Genomic DNA, 22,881 nt, shown 5'->3' on the forward strand with positions numbered 1-22,881 from the left:
CCATGCCCAAGCGCACCGACCTCCAAACCATCCTCATCATCGGCGCCGGCCCGATCGTCATCGGCCAGGCCTGCGAGTTCGACTACTCCGGCGCGCAGGCGTGCAAGGCGCTGCGCGACGAGGGCTACCGCGTGGTGCTGGTCAACAGCAACCCGGCCACGATCATGACCGACCCGAACATGGCCGACGCCGTGTACATCGAGCCGATCAACTGGCAGACGGTCGAGAAGATCATCGCCAAGGAAAAGCCCGACGCGCTGCTGCCGACGATGGGTGGACAGACCGCGCTGAACTGCGCGCTGGACCTGGCCGACCACGGCGTGCTCGAGAAGTACGGCGTCGAGCTGATCGGCGCCAAGCGCGAGGCCATCCGCATGGCCGAGGACCGCGAGCTGTTCCGCGTGGCGATGGGCGAGATCGGCCTGGAATGCCCGAAGGCGGCAGTGGCGCACACCCTGGAAGAGGCGCTGGAGATCCAGGCCACGGTCGGCTACCCGACCATCATCCGCCCCAGCTTCACCCTCGGCGGCAGCGGCGGCGGCATCGCCTACAACCGCGAGGAACTGATCGAGATCGTCGGCCGCGGCCTGGAACTGTCGCCGACCAGCGAGGTGCTGGTCGAGGAATCGGTGCTGGGCTGGAAGGAGTTCGAGATGGAAGTGGTCCGCGACACCGCGGACAACTGCATCATCGTCTGCTCGATCGAGAACCTGGATCCGATGGGCGTGCACACCGGCGACTCGATCACCGTGGCCCCGGCGCAGACCCTGACCGACAAGGAATACCAGCGCCTGCGCGACGCCTCGATCGCGGTGCTGCGCAAGATCGGCGTGGACACCGGCGGTTCCAACGTGCAGTTCGGCATCAACGCGCAGACCGGCCGCGTGGTGGTGATCGAGATGAACCCGCGCGTGTCGCGCTCCTCGGCGCTGGCCTCCAAGGCCACCGGCTTCCCGATCGCCAAGGTCGCGGCCAAGCTGGCGGTGGGCTACACCCTGGACGAACTGAAGAACGAGATCACCGGCGGGCTGACCCCGGCCTCGTTCGAGCCGTCGATCGACTACGTGGTCACCAAGATTCCGCGCTTCGCCTTCGAGAAGTTCCCGCAGGCCGACGCGCGCTTGACCACGCAGATGAAGTCGGTGGGCGAGGTGATGGCGATGGGCCGTACCTTCTCCGAGTCGCTGCAGAAGGCGCTGCGCGGCCTGGAGACCGGCAAGATCGGGCTGGATCCGACCGGCCTTGACCTGAGCAGCGAGGACGACCTGGCCACGCTCAAGCGCGAGCTGAAGGCGCCCGGTCCGGAGCGCTTGTTCTACGTCGCCGACGCCTTCCGCGCCGGCCTGAGTGTCGAGCAGGTGCACGCGCTGTCGTTCATCGATCCCTGGTTCCTCGACCAGATGGAAGACCTGATCGCGCAGGAAGCGCAGCTGGCTGCCGACGGCCTCGGCGCGCTGGACGCCAAGCGCCTGCGCACGCTCAAGCGCGCCGGCTTCTCCGATGCGCGTCTGGCCGAGCTGTGCGGCACCAACGAGGCCGCGGTGCGCGCGCTGCGCCGCGCGCACAAGGTGCGCCCGGTATACAAGCGCGTTGACTCGTGCGCGGCGGAATTCGCCACCAGCACCGCCTACCTGTACTCGACCTACGAGGACGAGTGCGAGGCCGCGCCGAGCAATCGCGACAAGATCATGATCCTCGGCGGCGGCCCCAACCGCATCGGCCAGGGCATCGAGTTCGACTACTGCTGCGTCCACGCGGCGCTGGCGCTGCGCGAGGACGGCTACGAGACCATCATGGTCAACTGCAATCCGGAGACCGTGTCCACCGACTACGACACCTCCGATCGCCTGTACTTCGAACCGCTGACCCTGGAAGACGTGCTGGAGATCGTCGAGCTGGAGCAGCCCAAGGGCGTGATCGTGCAGTACGGCGGGCAGACCCCGCTGAAGCTGGCGCGCGCGCTGGAGGCCAACGGCGTGCCGGTGATCGGCACCTCGCCGGACTCGATCGACCTGGCCGAGGACCGCGAGCGCTTCCAGCAGCTGGTCGACAAGCTGGGCCTGAAGCAGCCGCCGAACCGTATCGCCCGCAACGCCGACGAGGCGCTGGTGCTGGCGCGCGAGATCGGCTATCCGCTGGTGGTGCGCCCGAGCTACGTGCTCGGCGGCCGCGCCATGGAGATCGTCTACGGCGAATCCGACCTGGCGCGCTACGTGCGCGATGCGGTCAAGGTCTCCAACGACTCGCCGGTGCTGCTGGACCGCTTCCTCGACAACGCGGTGGAAGTGGACGTGGACATCATCGCCGACCATAGCGGCCAGGTGCTGATCGGCGGCGTGATGGAGCACATCGAGGAAGCCGGCGTGCACTCGGGCGATTCGTCCTGCTCGCTGCCGCCGTACTCGCTGTCGCCGGCCACCCAGACCGAGCTGCGCCGCCAGGTGGTCGAACTGGCCAAGGCGCTGAACGTGGTCGGGCTGATGAACACCCAGTTCGCGGTGCAGGTCAACGATGCCGGCGACGACATCGTCTACCTGCTGGAAGTGAACCCGCGCGCCTCGCGCACCGTGCCGTTCGTGTCCAAGGCGATCGGCGTGCCGCTGGCCAAGATCGCCGCGCGCTGCATGGCCGGCAAGACCCTGGCCGAGCAGGGCGCGCTGAAGGAGATCGTGCCCGACTATTACTCGGTGAAGGAGGCGATCTTCCCGTTCGCCAAGTTCCAGGGCGTCGATCCGATCCTCGGCCCGGAGATGCGCTCCACCGGCGAGGTGATGGGCGTGGGTCGCAGCTTCGGCGCAGCGTTCGCGCGTGCGCAGGAAGCCGGCGGCATCAAGGCGCCGCCGCTGGGCAAGGCCTTCGTGTCGGTGCGCGATCCGGACAAGCAGCGCGTGCTGCCGGTGGCGCAGGCGCTGGTCGAGCGCGGCTACACCCTGGTCGCCACCCGCGGCACCTGCGCCTGGCTGCAGCAGCACGGCCTGCAGTGCGAGCAGGTGAACAAGGTCGCCGAGGGCCGCCCGCACATCGTCGATCTGATCAAGAACGGCGAAATCGTGTATATCGTCAACACCACCGAGGGCCGGGCGGCGATCTCCGACTCGTTCTCGATCCGTCGCGAGGCCCTGCAGCATCGCGTCACCTATTCGACCACGGTCGCCGGCGCGCGTGCGCTGGTGCATTCACTGGAATTCCGCGGCACCGGTCCGGTCTGGGCGCTGCAGGAACTGCACAAGGAGCTGGAAGCGTGAGAGCCCCGATCACCATGCAAGGCGCGCAGCGGTTGCGCGAGGAACTGGATCACCTGAAGTCGGTCAAGCGTCCCGAGGTCATCACCGCGATCGCCGAGGCGCGCGCGCACGGCGACCTCAAGGAGAACGCCGAGTACCACGCCGCGCGCGAGCAGCAGGGCTTCATCGAAGGCCGCATCAAGCAGCTGGAAAGCGAGCTGTCGCACGCCGAGGTCATCGACGTCAGCAAGCTGGCGGTCGGCAGCAAGGTGGTGTTCGGCGCCACCGTGACCCTGGCCGATGTGGAGACCGACGAAGAGAAGCGCTACCAGCTGGTCGGCGATCTCGAAGCGGACATCAAGCTCGGCCTGATCGCGATTTCCTCGCCGCTGGCGCGTGCGCTGATCGGCAAGATGGAAGGCGACAGCGTCAGCATCGACGCCCCGGCCGGACGCCGCGAGTACGAGATCGTCAGCGTCGCCTACGTCGGCTGATCCGATGGCGGTCGCCACCTTGCTGTTGCCGGAGCGGGTCCGCCTGGCCGGCGCCGTGCTGGCCGGCGAGGTGGCGCGCGCGTTCGGCCGCGCCGACCGCACGCAGGCCGTGCCCGGCGGCGAGGCGCAGTTGCGCCGCCATTTCGTGCTGGCGGAAGCATCGCTGCCGGCCGCGGCGCTGACCCGCCAACTGGACGCCGGCGATGCCGGCGACGGCCTGTGGCTGCGCGCCGATCCCGCCTATGTGGTGCCGGACATGCAGGGCGCGCGGCTGATGGCGCATGGCGACATGCTGCCGCTCGACGCGGTGGACCTGGACGCGCTGTTGCCGGCGGTCCAGGGCGTGTTCGCCGAGAGCGGGCTGACCCTGGACGCGCCCGATCCGACCCGCTGGTACCTGCGCCTGCCGGCCGACAGCGTGCTGCCGGTGTTCGCGGCACCGGCGCAGGTGCTCGGGGCGGACCTGTTCGATCATCTGCCGCAGGGCGAGGATGCGCGCCGCTGGCGTGCCCTGCTGACCGAAGTGCAGATCGTGCTGCACCAGCATCCCTGGAACCGCGAACGCGTCGCCCGCGGCCAGCCGGCGATCAATTCGCTGTGGTTCTGGGGCGGCGGCCGCCTGCCGGCCACCGTCGGCACTGCGCATGCGCAGGTGCGCAGCCGCGATCCGCTGTTGCGCGCGTTGGCCCAGGCCGCCGGCGTCGCCGATGCGCAGGCGCCGCGGGTCGATGCGCTGGTCGACCTGCGCCAGTTGCGCGCGCCCGAGCAGTTCGTCGGCGAGGTGGTGCAGCCGCTGCTGCAGGCGTTGCGCGATGGCGAGCTGCAGCAGCTGCAGCTGGATTTCGAGGACGGCACCTGTTTCCGTATCGCTCCCGCGCAACGCTGGCGCCTGTGGCGGCGGCCGCTGTCGCGCCTGGACGCATGAGTTCCAGCGCGCGCATCGTGCGGCGGCCCGCGGCGGCCGCGACCGGCCCGTGGCATGAGGCCACCTTGCCGCTGCTGCGGCGCATCTATGCCGCGCGCGGCGCGCACGACAGTGGCCTGGCGCAGCCCAAGCTGGCGCAACTGCTGCCGCCGGATGCGCTGAGCGGCATCGACGCCGCCGTGGAATTGCTGGCCGAAGCCATCGCGGCGGGCAAGCGCATCCTGGTGGTCGGCGATTTCGATTGCGACGGCGCCACCGCCTGCGCGGTGGCGGTGCGCGGGCTGCGCCTGCTCGGCGCCGCGCAGGTGCTGCATGCGGTGCCCAACCGCATGGTCCATGGCTACGGGCTGTCGCCGGCGCTGGTCGCGGAACTGGCGCCGTTGCAGCCGGACCTGCTGGTGACGGTGGACCACGGTATCGCCTGCCATGCCGGCGTCGCCGCGGCCAAGGCGCTGGGCTGGCAGGTGCTGGTCACCGACCACCACCTGCCGGGTCCGGCCTTGCCGCCGGCCGACGCCATCGTCGATCCGAACCTGGCCGGCGACGCCTTCCCGAGCAAGATGCTGGCCGGCGTCGGGGTGATCTTCTACGTGCTGCTGGCCTTGCGCCGGCACCTGCGCGTGCGCGGCGCGTTCGCGGCGGCACCGCCGGACCTGAGTGGGCTGCTGGACCTGGTCGCGGTCGGCACCGTCGCCGACCTGGTGCCGCTGGATCCCAACAACCGCGCGCTGGTCTCGGCCGGTTTGCGCCGGTTGCAGCGTGGCGAAGGTTGCCTCGGTCTGCGCGCCCTGATCGAGGCCAGCGGCCGCGACCCGGCACGGCTCAGCGCCAGCGACATCGGCTTCGCCCTGGCACCGCGGCTCAACGCCGCCGGCCGCCTCGAGGACATGGCACTGGGCATCGAGTTGTTGCTGTGCGAGGACCCGCAACAGGCGCGCACGATCGCCGCGACGCTGGAAGAGATCAACGCCGAGCGCCGCGCCGTGCAGCAGCAGATGACCGACGAGGCCGAAGCGGTGGTGGCGCAGGCGCTGCTGGCCGCGCCCGAGCAGCCGCCGGTGGCGGTATGCCTGTTCGATGCGCAGTGGCATCCCGGTGTGATCGGCCTGGTCGCCTCGAAGATGAAGGACCGCTTGCACCGGCCGGTGATCGCCTTCGCCCCGGCCGAGCCGGGCAGCACCCAGTTGCGCGGCTCGGCGCGTTCGATTCCCGGCTTCCACATCCGCGACGCGATGGCGGCGGTGGAGGCGCAGCGGCCGGGCCTGATGGAGAAGTTCGGCGGCCATGCCATGGCCGCGGGCCTGAGCCTGCCGCAGGACGCGCTGGCCGAGTTCGAAGAGGTGTTCCGCGCGCATGCGCTGGCCAGCCTGGACGCGGAACTGCTGCAGGCCGAACTGCTCAGCGACGGCGCGCTGGAGCCGCACGAACTCGACCACCGCCATGCCGAGGCGCTGCGCCAGGGCGGGCCATGGGGGCAGGGCTTCCCCGAGCCGCTGTTCGATGGCGAATTCGAAGTAGTGCAGTGGCGCTTGCTGAAGGAGCGCCACGTCAAGCTGAGCCTGCGTTGCCCCGGCCGTGCCGAACCCTTGAACGCGATCCATTTCAACGGCTGGCACGGTCGCGAACCGGGCCGCCGCGTGCACATCGCCTATCGGCTGGTCGCCGACGACTACCGCGGCGGCGATGCGGTGCAACTGGTGGTGGAGCACTGTCTGCCGTTGGATGGCTGAGCAGTTGGCGGTCTGACGCTGCGCGTGGTGCCGGACCCTCACCCCAACCCCTCTCCCGGAGGGAGAGGGGCTTTGCGTTCCCTTCTCCCACCGGGACCATGGCCCCCTTCTTGGGGGAAGGTGGCCCGCAGGGCCGGATGAGGGTAGGGCGCAGCCTCGCGCCGTCTGTTGCATCGCGTCTGTGCCGGACCCTCACCCCAACCCCTCTCCCGATGGGAGAGGGACTTGCGCGTCGCCTGAGTCTGGACGCACACAAGCAACCCCATCGCGTCACGGCGGACGTTCAAGCCATACCGTCCCAGCCAGGAGCGATCCATGCCGTCCACCATGCGCAGAAGCGTGTACGTGTTGTTGCTTTCGTTGTCGTTACTCGCCGCGGTCCCGGCCGGGGCACAGTCCGCGCCGCAGCGGCAATTGGTCGCGCCGTTGCTGCACACCGACGCCGGCGAACGTCCGGTCGACCTGCGCTCGGCGACCGTGCGTGCGCATGCCGCCGCTGGCCTGGCCGAAACCACGGTGGAACTGGAGTTCTTCAATCCCAACGCGCGCGTGCTGGAGGGGCAACTGACGTTCCCGCTGCGCGCGGGGCAGCAACTCAGCGGGTTCGCCCTGGACGTCGACGGGCAGATGCGCGACGCGGTGCCGGTGCCCAAGGCGCGCGGGCGCCAGGTGTTCGAAGCGGTCGAGCGGCGCGGCGTGGATCCGGGCCTGCTCGAGCAGACCGCCGGCAACCAGTTCCGGCTGCGCGTCTACCCGCTGCCGGCGCATGGCAGCCGCCATGTGCGCCTGGTCTATCGCGAATCGCTACAGCGCACCGCCGCCGGCTGGCAATGGCGCTTGCCGCTGACGTATGCGGTCGGCGCGCGGTCGCTGCAGGTCGCGCTGAGTAGCCAGGCCGCGCCTGATGAACGCGCGGCGACGCCCGGCATGCGGCTGCTGCCGACGGCGGATGGCGGCTACGCCGCGTCCTGGTCCGGCAGCCCGGCGCAGTTGCCGCCGGAGCTGGTGCTGTCGCTGCGCGCGAGCGCCACGCCGCGCGTGGCGACCGGTCTCCACGATGGCCAGCGCTACTTCCAGGCGCTGGTGCCGATCGCCGACCTGCATGGCCCGCGCCCGCTGCCGCAGCGCATCGGCCTGCTCTGGGATGCGTCCGGTTCGGCACGGCAGCGCGACATTCCGGCCGAACTGGCCTTGCTGCAGCGCTATTTCGCCGCGGTCGGCACTGCCCAGGTCGATCTGATCGTGCTGCGCGACCGTGCCGCGGCGCCGCGCAGGTTCCAGGTGCGCAACGGCGACTGGAGCGCCCTGAAGGCGGCGTTGCAGGCCGAGCAGCCCGACGGCGCCAGTGCGCTGGGCGCCTGGCAACCGGCGGCGCAGGTGCAGGAGTATCTGTTGTTCAGCGATGGCCTGGGCAACTACGGCGCGCAGACCATGCCGACGCTGGCGCCGGGGCAGCGCCTGTATGCGATCGACTCGGCCGGCGTGCACGCCGATGCCGCGCGCCTGACGGCGATCGCGGAAGCGCGCGGCGGACGCGCGATCGCATTGCAGGGCCTGCCGGGCGTGCAACTGGCCAGCGAGCGGCTGTTGCGACGTGGCGGCGAACTGGTCGCGCTGGACGGTAGCCAGGTCGCCGATCTGGTCGCCGATTCGCGCGACGCCGACGATGGCTACCTGCGCATCGCCGGGCGCCTGCTCGGCGCCGATGCGACGCTGCACCTGGAGATCGCCACCGCCTCCAGCACCCGACGCCTGAGTATGCCGTTGCGCAAGGCGGAGGAAGTTCCAGGCGACCTGGTGCCGGGCGCCTGGGCACGGGCCATGCTGCGCAGCCTGTCCGCCGATCCGCAGGGATCGGCCGCGCGCCGCCAGGCGCTGGCGACGCGCTTCGGCCTGGTCAGCGCCGACACTTCGTTGCTGGTGCTGGAGAATGCCGACGACTACGCCCGCTATGGCATTCCGGCGCCTTCGGCGCTGCGTGCGGCGGTGGCGGGTGCGCAGGTACAGCAGCAGAAGCTGCAGGACGACACGCGCAAGCGACGTATCGACGCGATCGCCGAAGCGTTCGCGCAGCGTGTCGCCTGGTGGCAGCGGCGCTTTCCCAAGGACGCGCCGCCAGTGGCGATCGCCGCCGCTGACACTGCCGACCAGCGCATGCAGGCCCCGTCGGGCCCGCAACGGTCCATGGCCCTCGCAGCGCCTGCGCCGATGCCCGCTGCCGCGCCTGCACTCGCGCCGCTGGAGCTGGACATCGTCGGCGGTTCGTCCGGCGCGCCCAGCGACGCGGCCGCGTCGGCGACTGCGCGCGAGCGTGTGGCGGCTCCGGCCACGATCTCCCTGGCCGTGCAGCCCTGGCAGCCGGATTCGCCGTATGCGCGGCGCCTGCGTGCGGCCGCGGCGGACGCGGTGTATCCGCTGTATCTGAGCGAACGCGCGGCGCACGCCGACAGCGTGGCGTTCTACCTGGATGTGGCCGATGTGCTGTTCGAGCGCGGCCAGCGCGACCTGGCCCTGCGGGTGCTCTCCAACCTGGCCGAGTTGCAACTGGAAAATCGCCACGTGCTGCGCGTGCTCGGCTACCGGCTGCTGCAGGCCGGTCGCGCCGACCTGGCGGTGCCGGTGTTCGAGCAGGTGCTGCGGCTGGGCGAAGAGGAGCCGCAGAGTTTCCGCGACTTGGGCCTTGCCTATGCCGCGCGCGGCGACGCGCAGGCGGCGATCGCGCAGCTGTATGAGGTGGTGGTGCGCGACTGGGACGCGCGCTTCGACGGGGTGAGCATGATCGCGCTCAACGAACTGAACGCGATCGTGGCGCGGGCGCCGCGGCCGCTGGACACCGGCTTCGTCGACCCACGGCTGCTGCGCAATCTGCCGCTGGACCTGCGCGTGGTGCTGAACTGGGACAGCGACAACAGCGACATGGACCTGTGGGTGACCGACCCCAATGGCGAGCGCTGCTTTTACGGAAACCGCGCGACCTACCAGGGCGGCCAGCTGTCGCCGGACTTCACCGGCGGCTACGGGCCGGAGGAGTTCTCGCTGCGCACCGCCAAGCCCGGCAAGTACAAGGTGGAAGCGAACTTCTTCGGCGAGCGCCAGCCGCTGGTCACCGGTGCCACCACCTTGCATCTGCAACTGAGCACGGGCTGGGGTACGGCCGCGCAGCGCGACCAGCAGGTGACGCTGCGCCTGACCGAGCGCAAGGAGACGGTGCTGGTCGGCGAGTTCGACGTGCGCTGATCCGCCCATGGCGCGCCGGCGCGGTCATGCCGGCGCGCTACACTTCGACCATGTCCGATCCGTCCGGCGCCAGCGCCTATTCCCGTTTCCAGCCCTGGCGCCGCAGCTTCGAAATCGGCTTCTGGGTCGCGCTCACCCTGATCAACGCCATCGCCAACAGCGTCACGGTGCTGATCGACATCCGCAACACCGGGCTGCATTTCGCCGCATGGGAGCCGGTGGTCTGGGAGTGGTCCAGCCAACTGATGTTCCTGCTGATCGTGCCGTTGGTGGTGCTGCTGACCCGGCGCTACCCGCTGCACTGGGACACCTGGCGGCGCCGGCTGCCGGGCTACCTGCTGGGCAGCGTGGCATTGTCGGTGCTGCACGTGGTGGGCATGGTCGCCCTGCGCAGCCTGGTCTACCGCCTGCAGGGCCAGCAGTACGACTTCGGGCCGTGGCCGCAGGGGCTGGCCTACGAATACCTCAAGGACGTGCGCAGCCTGGCCTCGATCGCGCTGTGCGTGGAGATGTACCGGTTCCTGTTGCGGCGCTGGCAGGGCGAGGCGGCGCTGCTCGGCGCGCCCGACGCCGGCCCGCCGGTGGGCTCGCTGGAACGGCCGGAGCGCTTCCTGGTGCGCAAGCTGGGCCGCGATTTCCTGGTCGCCGCGGCCGACATCGAGTGGCTGCAGGCCGCCGGCAACTACGTCAACCTGCGCGTGCGCGGCCACGACTACCCGCTGCGCAGCACCATGGCCGCGATCGAGGCGCGGCTGGACCCGGCGCGGTTCGTGCGCATCCACCGCAGCTACATCGTCAACCTGGCCAGCGTGGTCTCGATCGAGCCGCTGGAGGCGGGCGAGGCCCGGGTGCACTTGCGCGACGGCAGCCAGGTGCCGTGCAGCCGCCGCTACCGCGCCGCGCTGCGCGTGGCGGCCGGGGAGGGCGAGGCGGCGACCGTCGAGTAGTCCGGCGGCGCTGTGGCGCGGCGGCCGGAATTGCTAGAATCGCGCTCTTGTCTGCCGGAAACGCCGCAATGATCGAACTCAATCCGATTCGCCACCGCATCGCCGATCTGTCCGATCGGGTGCTGTCGCTACGGGGGTTTCTTTGACTACGACGCCAAGAAGGAGCGTCTAGAGGAAGTCACCCGGGAGCTGGAAAGCCCCGACGTCTGGAACGACCCCGAGCGCGCCCAGGGCCTGGGCCGTGAACGCGCCAGCCTGGAGAAGACCGTCGGCGGCATCGCCAGCGTGCTCGATGGCCTGAACGAATCGCTGGAATTCCTGGAACTGGCCGAGAGCGAGAACGACGAGGCCACCGCGCAGGCGGTGCTGGCCGACGTCGACCGCTTCCAGGCGCAGGTGGAGAAGCTGGAGTTCCAGCGCATGTTCTCCGGGCAGATGGACGCCAGCAACGCCTTCGTCGACATCCAGGCCGGCGCCGGCGGCACCGAGGCCCAGGACTGGGCCGAGATCCTGCTGCGCATGTACCTGCGCTGGTGCGAGTCGCGCGGCTGGAAGACCGAGCTGATGGAAGTCTCCGGCGGAGAAGTGGCCGGCATCAAGTCCGCCACGCTGCGCGTGGAGGGCGACTTCGCCTACGGCTGGCTGAAGACCGAGACCGGCGTGCACCGGCTGGTGCGCAAGTCGCCGTTCGACTCGGACAACCGCCGCCATACCAGCTTCACCTCGGTGTTCGTGTCGCCGGAAGTGGACGACAACATCGACATCGACATCAATCCGGCCGATCTGAAGACCGACGTGTACCGGTCCTCCGGCGCGGGCGGCCAGCACGTCAACAAGACCGAGTCGGCGGTGCGCATCACCCACGTGCCCACCGGCATCGTGGTGGCCTGCCAGACCGGGCGCAGCCAGCACCAGAACCGCGACAATGCGATGAAGATGCTGGCCGCCAAGCTGTACGAGCTGGAGATCCAGAAGCGCAACGCCGAACGCGATGCGGTGGAGGCGACCAAGTCCGACATCGGCTGGGGCAGCCAGATCCGCAACTACGTGCTCGACCAGAGCCGGATCAAGGACCTGCGCACCGGCGTGGAGCGCTCGGACACCCAGAAGGTGCTCGACGGCGACCTGGACGAGTTCGTCGAGGCCAGCCTCAAGTCCGGCCTGGAAGCCGGCGCGAAACGCAGCGACGCCTGAACCGGCGGCCTCCGTCCTGGCGACGGAGGCCGTGCGGCGGCACACGGCCCGCCGGCTGGTGCATTCTTTCCCTTCCTCACGCATCCCCCATCCCATGACCGAGCAGACCCCCGCGCCGTCCCTTCCCGTCGACGAGAACAGCCTCATCGCCGAACGGCGCGCCAAACTCGCCGCGCTGCGCGCGCAGGGCGTGGCCTATCCGAACGATTTCCGCCGCAGCGACTTCGCCGGCGATCTGCAGGCCGAGTTCGCCGACACCGAGCGCTGGACCGCCGAGGCGCTGGAGGCCCAGGGCCGCAGCCTGCGCCTGGCCGGGCGCCTGCTGGCCAAGCGGGTGATGGGCAAGGCCAGCTTCGTGCAACTGCAGGACGAGTCCGGGCGCATCCAGCTGTTCCTGCAGGCCAACGCCCTGGGCGAGGCCTACGATGCCTTCAAGGGCTGGGACATCGGCGACATCATCGGCGTGGAGGGCGGGCTGACCCGCACCAAGACCGGCGAGCTGTCGGTCAAGGCCACCGGCCTGCGGCTGCTGACCAAGGCGCTGCGGCCGCTGCCGGACAAGTGGCACGGCCTGTCGGACGTGGAGCAGCGCTACCGCCAGCGCTACGTGGACCTGATCGTGTCGCCGGAGGCGCGCGAGGTGTTCGTCAAGCGCTCCAAGATCATCCGCGCCATGCGCGCCTGGCTGGACGCGCGCCGCTTCCTGGAAGTGGAGACGCCGATGATGCATTACATCCCCGGCGGCGCCACGGCCAAGCCGTTCACCACCCACCACAACGCCCTGGACCTGGACCTGTACCTGCGGGTGGCCCCGGAGCTGTACCTGAAGCGCCTGGTGGTCGGCGGCCTGGAACGGGTCTACGAAATCAACCGCAATTTCCGCAACGAAGGCGTCAGCACCCGGCACAATCCGGAATTCACCATGATGGAGCTGTACGAGGCCTACGCCACGTACCACGAGGTGATGGACCTGACCGAGAACGTCATCCGCGACGTCGCCCGCGAGGTGCTGGGCACCACCCAGGTGCACTGGGACGGCGCCGACATCGACCTGGCGCCGGCGTTCCGCCGCTGGCGCATGGACGAGGCGGTGCGCCACCACAACCCGGAGATCAGCGCCGCCGACTGCACCGACCGCGAGGCCCTGCTGCGCCACTGCGAGCGGCTGAAGATCCGCACCAAGCCGTCCTACGGCTGGGGCAAGCTGCTGCTGGAGATCTTCGAGGCCACGGTCGAGCACACCCTGATCCAGCCGACCTTCATCACCGACCACCCGGTCGAGGTGTCGCCGCTGGCCCGCTCCAGCGACACCGAGCCGGGCTACACCGACCGCTTCGAGCTGTTCATCAACGGCAAGGAAATCGCCAACGGCTTCTCCGAGCTCAACGACCCGGAAGACCAGGCGGCGCGGTTCCAGGCTCAGGTCGCGGCGAAGGACGGGGGGGACGACGAGGCCATGCACTTCGACGCCGACTACATCCGGGCGCTGGAAGTCGGGCTGCCGCCGACCGGCGGCCTGGGCATCGGCATCGACCGACTGGTAATGTTGCTCACCGGCAGCAGCTCGATCCGTGACGTGCTGCTGTTTCCGTACATGCGTCCGGAGGCTTAACCTAGCCGCGGACGAGGTGGCGCGGTTCTTGCACCAGGCGTTGCACGCAAAAGGAAGTGAGGTGGACGGGCCGGGGTGAGTCAGCGTCGGCGCGTTCCCGTTGTCGTCTCAGCAGCCCGCGCAGATGCGACGGGCGGAGGATTGCAGATGCATGATGCCAGCATGAGCCTCTCCGGCGCGTCCTCGAACGGGGACCGTCTCCACTGGGCGGACGGAAGCGACAATCGTTTGAACATCGTCATCGTCGACGATCAGACCTCCGCGCGCACGATGCTGCGGCATGTCATCGAGGACATCGCCCCGGAACTGACCGTGCGCGACTTCGGCGACTCGCAGGCCGCGCTGGCCTGGTGCGAGGCCGGCAAGGTCGACCTGTTGCTGCTCGACTACCGCATGCCGGGCATGGACGGGCTGGAGTTCGCGCGGCGCCTGCGCCGGCTGCCCAAGCACCGCGACATCCCGATCATCCTGATCACCGTGGTCGGCGACGAGCCGATCCGCCAGGCGGCGCTGGAAGCGGGGGTGATCGACTTCCTGGTCAAGCCGATCCGCCCCCGCGAGCTGCGCGCGCGATGCCACAACCTGCTGCAGCTGCGGCTGCAGAGCGAGAACATCAAGCAGCGCGCGATGTCGCTGGAGCAGCGCCTGCTGGCCAGCATGCGCGAGGTCGAGGAACGCGAGCGCGAGACCCTGTCGCGGCTGGCGCGGGCCATCGAGTACCGCGACGTCGGTACCAGCGCCTACCTGGAACGCATGGCGCACGTGGCCGGGCTGATCGCCGAGCAACTGGGCCTGTCCGAGGACGAGGTGCGGGTCATCGAGATGGCCGCGAGCCTGCACGACATGGGCAAGATCGCCATTCCCGACGCGGTGCTGCTCAAGCCGGGCAAGCTCAACGAGGACGAGATGGCGGTGATGCGCATGCACCCGCGCATCGGCTACGAACTGCTCAGCGGCAGCCAGAACCGTTTCATCCAGGTCGGCGCGCTGATCGCCCTGCGCCACCATGAGCGCTACGACGGCAGCGGCTACCCGGACGGCCTGGTCGGCGAGGCGATTCCGCTGGAAGCGCGGATCGTGGCGGTCGCCGACGTGTTCGACGCGCTGATCTCGCCGCGCCCCTACAAGGAAGCCTGGACCATGGATGCGACGCTGGCCTATCTCTACGCCCAGCGCGGCCGCCTGTTCGACCCGCGCTGCGTGGACGCGCTGTTCCGCGGCCGCGAGCAGCTGCAGGTGATCTGCGAGAAATTCTCCACCGCCTCGGCGCGACCAGGAGTCTGACATGACCTCGGCGATCACGTGGGTGCGGCAACGGTTCGCGGAGCGCAAGGATACCGAGCACGGCCAGGCGTTCGTCCGTATCTGCATGGTCGCGCTGATCCTGGCGTACGAACTGTCGTTCTCGCACGGTTGGGACATCGCCCCGCGGCAGCGCGCCTATGTCATCGGCCTGACCCTGATCTCGCAGGCCGTGGCTCTGGCCTTGATGAGCTGGATCCTGGCCCGGCCGCAGCGCTCTGACGTGCGCCGGATCATCGGCATGGTCGCCGACTACGGACTCATGTCGATGGCGATGAGTGCGATCGGCGAACCGATGGCCTGCATCTACGTCGTCATCATGTGGGTCACCATCGGCAACGGCCTGCGCTACGGCAATCGCTATCTGTACCTGGCCGTGGCCATGGCGGTGGCCAGTTTCAGCATCACGCTGATGACCAGTGACTACTGGATCGCCAATCGCGGCCTGGGTATCGGCTTGCTGGTCGGTCTCGCCGCCATTCCGCTATACCTGTCCGGGCTGTTGCGACAATTGACCAGCACCACCGCCGAGGCGCGCCGCGCCAGCGAGGCCAAGAGTCGCTTCCTGGCCAACATGAGCCATGAGTTCCGCACTCCGTTGAATGGTCTGTCGGGCATGACCGAGGTGCTGGCGACCACGCGACTGGACGCCGAGCAGCGCGAGTGCGTCAATACCATCCAGGCCTCCGCGCGCAGCCTGCTGTCGCTGGTCGAGGAAGTGCTGGATATCTCCGCGATCGAGGCCGGCAAGCTCCGGCTCGACAAGCGTGATTTCTCGCTGCGCGAAACCCTGGAGGGGATCAGCCTGATCCTGCAGCCGCAGGCACGGGCCAAGCGCCTGACCTACCAGGTGGATGTCGCGCCGGACGTGCCGGACTATCTTTCCGGCGATCCGGGTCATCTGCGCCAAGTGCTGCTGAACCTGGCCGGCAACGCGATCAAGTTCACCGAGACCGGCCGGGTCGATATCCGGGTTCGCCTGCACAAGAACGAGCAGGGACAGCCGAAACGCCTGAGTTTCGACATCGTCGATACGGGGATCGGGGTGACGCCGGAGATGCGGCCGCGCCTGTTCGAGGCGTTCGAACAGGCCGACGTCGGCCTCGCGCGCCGCTACGAAGGCAGCGGCCTGGGCACCACGATCGCCAAGGGCCTGGTCGAAGCGATGGGGGGCAGTATCGGCTATCAGGAGAACGCACCGCGCGGTAGCCATTTTTGGTTCGAACTGCCGTTCGTGGCCGCGGCGGTACCGGCGTCGACGGATCTCGGGGCGCCGGCGGCCAGCGTGCCGGCGGTCGCCGAGGAGATCGATACCAGCGGCAACGTCATCGCGTTCTCCGATCCGTTCCTGCGCCACCGCGCGCGGGTGCGCGGTATGCGTATCCTGGTCGCCGACGACCACGCCGCCAATCGCATGGTGCTGCAGCGCATGCTGCAGAAGGCCGGCCATCGCGCCATTTGCGTGGACGGCGCCGAGGCGGTGCTGGATGCATTGGCCGAAAGCGAATTCGATGCGGTGATCGTCGACCTGCACATGCCCGGCATGAGCGGGCTGGACATGTTGCGGCAATTGCGGGTGATGCAGGCCGGCGGGCCGCGCACCCCCGTCGTGGTGCTCAGCGCCGACGTCACTCCCGAGTCGATCCAGCGCTGCGAGCAAGCCGGTGCCCGGACGTTTCTGGCCAAGCCGGTGGTGGCCAATCGCCTGCTGGACACGCTCTCCGACATCGCGATGGAGGGGCGCCTGCGCGTCGGCAGCGAGACGAGCACCGTGCGGCAGAACGTGGTGTCGAGCGAGGGAGTGCTGGATTCGTCGGTCCTGGACGAACTCGCCGGACTTGGCATGGGCGACGGCTTCGAGCGCGAATTCATCTCGCAATGCCTCAACGATGCCGAGGGCTGCCTTGGCGGCATGCAGATCGCCGGTGAGGCCGAGCATTGGGAACGCCTGCGCGAACACGCGCATGCGATCAAGGGTGTTGCCAGCAATCTCGGGCTGATCCGGCTCGCCAGTCTCGGTGGGGAACTGATGCAGATGCCGGAATGGCAGGTGCGCAGCGAGTGGCGTCCGCGCTTGATGGCGCTCAACGCCAGCCTGACCGAAGGCCGCGAAGCCCTGGAACTGCGCGCCCGGCAGAGCGCCGTACAGGACGGCGAACTGCGCTGAGGAAGGCCCGGCGCTGGGCCGGGTCATCCCTCATTGCCGGCAGCATGCCGCGCTCAGGCGGCGACCACGCCGGCTTGGGCGCGCCGGACCTGGGCGCGTACCAGCCGATCCATGATCCGTAGCGACTTTTCGCCAAGGGCCAGCGCCGCATCCACCCAGATCTCCGTCACCGCCAGCAGTTCTTCGCGGCGCACCGGCTGCACCACGTTGCGCATTGCATTCATTGCCAGATGCGCCAGGGGCGCGCGCCGCTGTTGCTGGATCAGATCGTGCACCGCGTCCTTGCCCTGGCCCTTGGGGACAAGCACGTCGACGATGCCCATGGCATGCATCTCCTGGCTGCTGAAGACATGGCCTCCCAGGATGAGCTTCTCCGCGGCATGCGGCGCGATGCGGCGACTGAGAAACGAATACGCACCCATACCCGGAAACAGGCCGAACATGATTTCCGGCAGACCCATGCCGACATCCTCTTCGGCCACGATCACATGGCACGACAACGCCATTTCCAGTCCACCGCCGAGGGCATCACCCTGCAACAGGGCGATGGTGCGAAAATTGCCGCCGAGCCCTTCGTGAAAACGATGTACGCCATCGATGCAGCTTGTCGCGTAGGCCATCAGGCCGGCGCGATCACGGCGGCGGATGTAATGGCCGAACAGTTCCAGATCCCCGCCAAGGTTGAACGCGCTGCCATCGGACGCCAGCACCAGACTGCCCAATCTCGCCGACGCCAGGCTGCCAGGCTGGCTGATCGAGGCGAGGTAGCTGTGCATCTCGCGCATCAAGGTGGGATGGAAGCAGGGCCGCTGCTTCGCGGCGCTGCCTGCATGCATGTACAGCCAATGGCTATCGTCGTCGCCGTCCGCATCGATGCGGATGCTGGAGTAGGCGCGGGTACGGGGCAGCGTGTCGATCGTGCTCATGGCGGGCTCTCGGAAAGACGCCCGCGGAGATGGCGTGGCGCAGCGGGCGAGTGCGTTTCCACCCGGCGGATGCTACACCCGGGTGCCGCGGCCGGAACTCGCCCCGCCAGCGCCTGCGCGGGCGCCGCGCGGGCGCCCGTCGGACCTGCTTATTGCGGCGGCGGCGCGTCCCGCAGTTCGCGCCGCAGGATCTTGCCCACGTTGGTCTTGGGCAGCTCCTTGCGGAACTCGACGATGCGCGGGTGCTTGTAGCCGGTGAGGTTGGCGCGGGCGTGCGCCTTCACCTCCTCGGCGGTCAGGTTGGGGTCCTTCTTCACGATCACCACCTTGACCGCCTCGCCGGATTTTTCGTCCGGCACACCGACCGCGGCCACTTCCAGCACGCCCGGCATCATCGCGATGACGTCCTCGACCTCGTTCGGATAGACGTTGAAGCCGGACACCAGGATCATGTCCTTCTTGCGGTCGACGATGTAGAAGAAGCCCTGCGGATCCATCCGCGCCATGTCGCCGGTGTGCAGCCAGCCGTCGGCGTCGATGGCGCTGGCGGTTTCCTCCGGCCGGCGCCAGTAGCCCTTCATCACCTGCGGCCCGCGGATGCACAGCTCGCCGACCTCGCCATGGGCGAGGACCTGGCCCTGGTCGTCCTTGACGCAGGCGTCGGTGGACGGGATCGGCAGGCCGATCGCGCCGTTGTATTCGGTCAGGGTCAGCGGGTTGATGCAGGCCGCCGGCGAGGTCTCGGTGAGGCCGTAGGCTTCGACCAGGGTGACCCCGGTGACCTGCTTCCAGCGCTCGGCCACCGCGCGTTGCACCGCCATGCCGCCGCCGAGGGTGAACTTCAGCGAGGAGAAATCCACCTTGTCGAAGCCGGGGGTGTTGAGCAGGCCGTTGAACAGGGTGTTGACGCCGGTGAAGGCGGTGAAGCGGGTCTTCTGCAGCTCCTTGACGAAGCCCGGCATGTCGCGCGGATTGCTGATCAGGTGGTTGAGCCCGCCGAGCTTCATGAAGACCAGCCCGTTCGCGGTCAGCGCGAAGATGTGGTACAGCGGCAGCGCGGTGATGATGACTTCCTTGCCTTCCTCCAGCTTGCCGGTCGCCGAGATCCAGGCGCCGGCCTGCAGCATGTTGGCGACCAGATTGCGGTGGGTCAGCATCGCGCCCTTGGCTACGCCGGTGGTGCCGCCGGTGTACTGCAGGAAGGCGATGTCGTCCGGTTCGATGTCGATCTGAGGCAGCGTGTGCAGGCGGCCCAGGGTCAGCGCGTCGCGGAAGCGGATCGCGTTGGGGATGTCGTAGTCCGGCACCAGCTTCTTGACGTACTTCAGCACGAAGTTGACCAGCGGGCCCTTGGGGAAGCCCAGCATGTCGCCCAGGCCGGTGGTGATGACCTGTTTGACGGGGGTATCGGCGAGCACTTCCTGCACGGTGGTACCGAAGTTGTCGATCACCACCAGGGCGCTGGCGCCGGAGTCGATCAGCTGGTGGCGCAGTTCGCGCGGGGTGTACAGCGGATTGACGTTGACCACGGTCATGCCGGCCAGCAGCACGCCGAAGGTGGCGATGGGGTACTGCAGGCAGTTGGGCATCATCAGGGCGACGCGGTCGCCTTTCTTGAGCTGCAGTTCGCCCAGCAGGTAGCCGGCGAATTGCCGGGCCAGTTCGCCGGCCTCGCGGTAGGTCAGGGTCTTGCCGAAGTTGCAGTAGGCGGGGCGGTCTCCGAACTTGGCCACGGAGCTTTCGAACACCGCGGCGACGGAGCGGTACTCGTCGACGTTGATGTCGGCGCCAACGCCGGCCGGATAACTCTGCAACCACGGACGATCCAGACTCATATTCCCCCTCCAGGAAACGTATTGTTGGGCTCTGTACGGACAGTATCCGCTAGAACCGGCAACGGCAGCATACCGTTCCGTAGGGAAAAGGCGAACAGGGGTGGGGTGGATGCCTCGCGGGCGAGCGTGTTTTGCGTTGCTAGGGCAAGCGTGCCGAAGACCATCTCTGCTGTTGCTGTTGCTGTTGCTTTTACCGGTTCCCTTCCGAAGCGGCGGCCAGTTCGGGGAAAAACCCCGAAGGGGCGGCGCACAAGGACGTGCGCCGTCCGCGGCAGGGGCAGGATGCCCCTTCCGCGGATCCCCGGGCTGGACGCGGACCCGGAGCGCGCAGCGCGGAGGGCGCGAGGCAGGGTGTGCTTTCTTTTGGTTACTTTTCTTTGCACAAGCAAAGAAAAGTAACTCGCCGAAAGGCGAAAGCCTTTGCTCTTGCGTGCGCGCGCATGCAAGCGTCAATTCGCGGACCCTGGCAGCGCCCCCGCGCAGGCGCGGGGGCCGGGTTTCCGCTGTCGGAAAGCGCAGTGTCGGTCAGCGCGCGGCCAACTGCCGCAGTACGTACTGCAGCAGGCCGCCGTGGCGGAAGTACTCCACTTCCTTCGGGGTCAGCAGCATCACCGCCACCTCGAAGGACTGCGCACTGCCGTCGGCCTTGGTCGCGACGACCTTGGCGCGCTTGCTGGCGCCGTCCTGCAGGCCGGTGATCTCGACCACTTCCGAGCCGTCCAGGCCCAGGCTCTGCGCGTTCTGGCCGTCGAGGAACTGCAGCGGCAGCACGCCCATGCCGACCAGGTTGGAGCGGTGGATGCGTTCGAAGCTCTCGGCGATCACGGCCTTGACCCCGAGCAGGTTGGTGCCCTTGGCTGCCCAGTCGCGCGAGGAGCCGGTGCCGTACTCCTTGCCGCCGATCACCACCAGCGGCACGCCGTCGGCCTTGTACTTCATCGCCGCGTCGTAGATCGCCAGCTTTTCCGGCTGGCCACCGCCGGGCGGGTGGTACAGGGTGTTGCCGCCTTCCTCGCCGCCGAACATCAGGTTCTTGATGCGGATGTTGGCGAAGGTGCCGCGGACCATGACGTCGTCATTGCCGCGGCGGCTGCCGTAGCTGTTGAAGTCGGCCGGCTGCACGCCGCGCTCCTGCAGGAAGCGGCCCGCCGGCGAGTCCTTCTTGATGTTGCCGGCCGGGGAGATGTGGTCGGTGGTGATCGAATCGCCGAACAGGCCCAGCACGCGCGCGCCGTGCACGTCCTCGATGCGGCCGACCTGCATGGTCATGCCGTCGAAGTAGGGCGGGTTCTTGATGTAGGTGGAGGCGCCATCCCACGCGTACAGCTCGCCATCGGGCGATGCGATGGTGTTCCAGCGGCTGTCGCCCTTGAACACGTCGGCGTAGTTCTGCTTGAACATCTCCGGGCCGACCGTGGCGGCGATGGTGTCGCCGATCTCCTTGTTGCTCGGCCAGATGTCGCGCAGGTACACCGGCTGGCCGTCGCTGCCGGTGCCGAGCGGGTCGCGCGTCAGGTCGATGTCGGTGGTGCCGGCGATGGCATAGGCGACCACCAGCGGCGGCGAGGCCAGGTAGTTCATCTTCACTTCCGGATGCACGCGGCCTTCGAAGTTGCGGTTGCCCGACAGCACCGAGGCCACCACCAGGTCGTCCTTGGCGATCGCCGCGGAGACGTCCTCGGGCAGCGGGCCGGAGTTGCCGATGCAGGTGGTGCAGCCGTAGCCGACCACGTAGAAGCCGAGCTGTTCCAGGTCGCGCATGACCCCGGCCTTCTTCAGGTAGTCGGTGACCACCAGCGAACCCGGCCCGAGCGAGGTCTTGACCCAAGGCTGCGCCTTCAGGCCCTTGGCCACGGCATTGCGCGCGAGCAGGCCGGCGCCGAGCATCACCGCCGGGTTGGAGGTGTTGGTGCAGGAGGTGATCGCCGCGATCACCACCGCGCCGTCGCGCAGGCGCCAGCCGGCGCCGCTGGCCTCGGCGTCCTGCGCATGCGCCGCCTGGGCGCCGACCGCAGTGCCGCCGCCGCCTTCGTTCTTGAGCCGGTCTTCCTGCACGGCATCGCTGCGGCGCTTGGCGCGCGCGTCGGCGAACGGCACCAGACTGTCGCGGTAGTTGCGCTGCATGTCTTCCAGCAGCACGCGGTCCTGCGGGCGCTTGGGGCCGGCCAGCGACGGCTTGACCTCGCCCATGTCCAGTTCCAGGACGGCGCTGTATTCGGCATGCGCGCTGTCGGCGTCGTGCCACAGGCCCTGCGCCTTGGCGTAGGCCTCGACCAGCGCGATCTGCTCCTCGCTGCGCCCGGACAGGCGCAGATAGGTCAGCGATTCGGCGTCGATCGGGAAGATGCCGCAGGTGGCGCCGTACTCGGGCGCCATGTTGCCGATGGTGGCGCGGTCGGCCAGCGGCAGGTGCTGCAGGCCGTCGCCGAAGAACTCGACGAACTTGCCGACCACGCCGTGCTTGCGCAGCATCTGCGTCACCGTCAGCACCAGGTCGGTGGCGGTGGCGCCTTCGGGCAGCTTGCCGGTGAGCTTGAAGCCCACCACCTGCGGGATCAGCATCGACGAAGGCTGGCCGAGCATCGCCGCTTCCGCCTCGATGCCGCCCACGCCCCAGCCGAGCACGCCGATGCCGTTGATCATGGTGGTGTGGCTGTCGGTGCCGAACACGGTGTCCGGGTAGGCGATCGCCTCGCCGTCGCGCTCGCCGGTCATCACCACCCGCGCCAGGTGCTCCAGGTTGACCTGGTGCACGATGCCGGTGTTCGGCGGCACCACCTTGAAGTTGTCGAAGGCCTTCTGGCCCCAGCGCAGGAAGCCGTAGCGTTCCTTGTTGCGCTGGAATTCGATCTTGCCGTTGAGATCCAGCGCGTCGGGCTTGCCGAACACGTCCACCTGCACCGAGTGGTCGATCACCAGTTCCGAGGGGATCAGCGGGTTGATCTGCTCCGGGCGTCCGCCGAGCTTGACCACCGCATCGCGCATCGCCGCCAGGTCGACCACGCAGGGCACGCCGGTGAAGTCCTGCAGCACCACGCGCGCCGGCATGAAGGCGATCTCGGTGTCGGGTTCGGCCTTGGGATCCCACTTGGCCACTGCCTCGATGTGGTCCTTGCCCACGGTCACGCCGCCGTCTTCGTGGCGCAACAGGTTTTCCAGCAGGATCTTCAGCGAGTAGGGCAGGCGGGCGATATCGAAGCGCTCGGCGAGCCTGGGCAGGCTGTAGTAGGCGTAGCGTTGGCCGTTGACCTCGAGCGAGGCGCGGGTGGAAAAGGAATCGCTCATCAC

General features: G+C 68.7%; 13 protein-coding genes. 10 read left to right on the forward strand and 3 right to left on the reverse strand.

What is annotated here, in order from left to right:
* Positions 1 to 2: 2 nt before the first annotated feature.
* The 10 genes from carB to ACHWVH_RS06785 all read left to right on the forward strand — a co-directional run bounded on the left by carB (position 3) and on the right by ACHWVH_RS06785 (position 16,832).
* Positions 3 to 3,245, forward strand: a complete 3,243-nt coding sequence (gene carB, locus ACHWVH_RS06740; protein WP_267099496.1) for a carbamoyl-phosphate synthase large subunit — start codon at positions 3 to 5, stop codon at positions 3,243 to 3,245.
* Between the two features lie 8 nt (positions 3,246 to 3,253).
* Entirely contained in the window at positions 3,254 to 3,718 is a 465-nt protein-coding gene (gene greA, locus ACHWVH_RS06745; RefSeq protein WP_026143501.1) for a transcription elongation factor GreA, read from the forward strand.
* A gap of 4 nt (positions 3,719 to 3,722) precedes the next feature.
* Complete coding sequence (locus ACHWVH_RS06750) at positions 3,723 to 4,643, forward strand: phosphoglycerate mutase (protein WP_267099497.1); 921 nt, start codon at positions 3,723 to 3,725, stop codon at positions 4,641 to 4,643.
* The gene (gene recJ / locus ACHWVH_RS06755; protein WP_394686862.1) at positions 4,640 to 6,373 is read left to right on the forward strand and encodes a single-stranded-DNA-specific exonuclease RecJ; all 1,734 of its coding nucleotides are present in this window, start codon (positions 4,640 to 4,642) and stop codon (positions 6,371 to 6,373) included. Before ACHWVH_RS06750 ends, recJ begins: the two co-directional genes overlap by 4 nt.
* A gap of 315 nt (positions 6,374 to 6,688) precedes the next feature.
* Positions 6,689 to 9,610, forward strand: a complete 2,922-nt coding sequence (locus tag ACHWVH_RS06760) for a VIT domain-containing protein (protein ID WP_394686863.1) — start codon at positions 6,689 to 6,691, stop codon at positions 9,608 to 9,610.
* Positions 9,611 to 9,660: 50 nt separating this feature from the next.
* Complete coding sequence (locus ACHWVH_RS06765; RefSeq protein WP_170268148.1) at positions 9,661 to 10,557, forward strand: LytTR family DNA-binding domain-containing protein; 897 nt, start codon at positions 9,661 to 9,663, stop codon at positions 10,555 to 10,557.
* A 68-nt stretch (positions 10,558 to 10,625) separates the two neighbouring features.
* Positions 10,626 to 11,751 (forward strand): peptide chain release factor 2 gene (gene prfB, locus ACHWVH_RS06770; protein WP_100224025.1). Its coding sequence is split into 2 segments (ribosomal slippage): positions 10,626 to 10,700 and positions 10,702 to 11,751, totalling 1,125 coding nucleotides; the frame shifts between segments, so codons are not numbered across the junction.
* 94 nt (positions 11,752 to 11,845) lie between these two features.
* Positions 11,846 to 13,363, forward strand: coding sequence for a lysine--tRNA ligase (gene lysS, locus ACHWVH_RS06775; RefSeq protein ID WP_017917554.1), 1,518 nt, complete (start codon positions 11,846 to 11,848; stop codon positions 13,361 to 13,363).
* A gap of 147 nt (positions 13,364 to 13,510) precedes the next feature.
* Positions 13,511 to 14,647: a two-component system response regulator gene (locus ACHWVH_RS06780; protein ID WP_043086876.1), complete on the forward strand. Its 1,137-nt coding sequence runs from the start codon at positions 13,511 to 13,513 to the stop codon at positions 14,645 to 14,647.
* Position 14,648: 1 nt separating this feature from the next.
* Positions 14,649 to 16,832, forward strand: coding sequence for an ATP-binding protein (locus ACHWVH_RS06785; protein ID WP_295923901.1), 2,184 nt, complete (start codon positions 14,649 to 14,651; stop codon positions 16,830 to 16,832).
* 53 nt (positions 16,833 to 16,885) lie between these two features.
* On the opposite strand, the gene ACHWVH_RS06790 is transcribed toward ACHWVH_RS06785, so the two are convergent.
* The 3 genes from ACHWVH_RS06790 to acnA all read right to left on the reverse strand — a co-directional run bounded on the left by ACHWVH_RS06790 (position 16,886) and on the right by acnA (position 22,878).
* Positions 16,886 to 17,758: a crotonase/enoyl-CoA hydratase family protein gene (locus ACHWVH_RS06790; protein WP_267084377.1), complete on the reverse strand. Its 873-nt coding sequence runs from the start codon at positions 17,756 to 17,758 to the stop codon at positions 16,886 to 16,888.
* A gap of 149 nt (positions 17,759 to 17,907) precedes the next feature.
* Positions 17,908 to 19,593 (reverse strand): long-chain fatty acid--CoA ligase, encoded by a 1,686-nt coding sequence (locus ACHWVH_RS06795; RefSeq protein WP_017917557.1) that lies wholly within the window; start codon positions 19,591 to 19,593, stop codon positions 17,908 to 17,910.
* 525 nt (positions 19,594 to 20,118) lie between these two features.
* Positions 20,119 to 22,878 carry an aconitate hydratase AcnA gene (acnA, locus tag ACHWVH_RS06800; RefSeq protein ID WP_394686864.1) on the reverse strand — a complete coding sequence of 920 codons (2,760 nt, stop codon included), beginning with the start codon at positions 22,876 to 22,878 and terminating at the stop codon, positions 20,119 to 20,121.
* Positions 22,879 to 22,881 lie beyond the last annotated feature (3 nt).

The sequence above is a fragment of the uncultured Xanthomonas sp. genome (assembly GCF_964278005.1).
Classification (GTDB): Bacteria; Pseudomonadota; Gammaproteobacteria; order Xanthomonadales; family Xanthomonadaceae; genus Xanthomonas_A; species Xanthomonas_A sontii.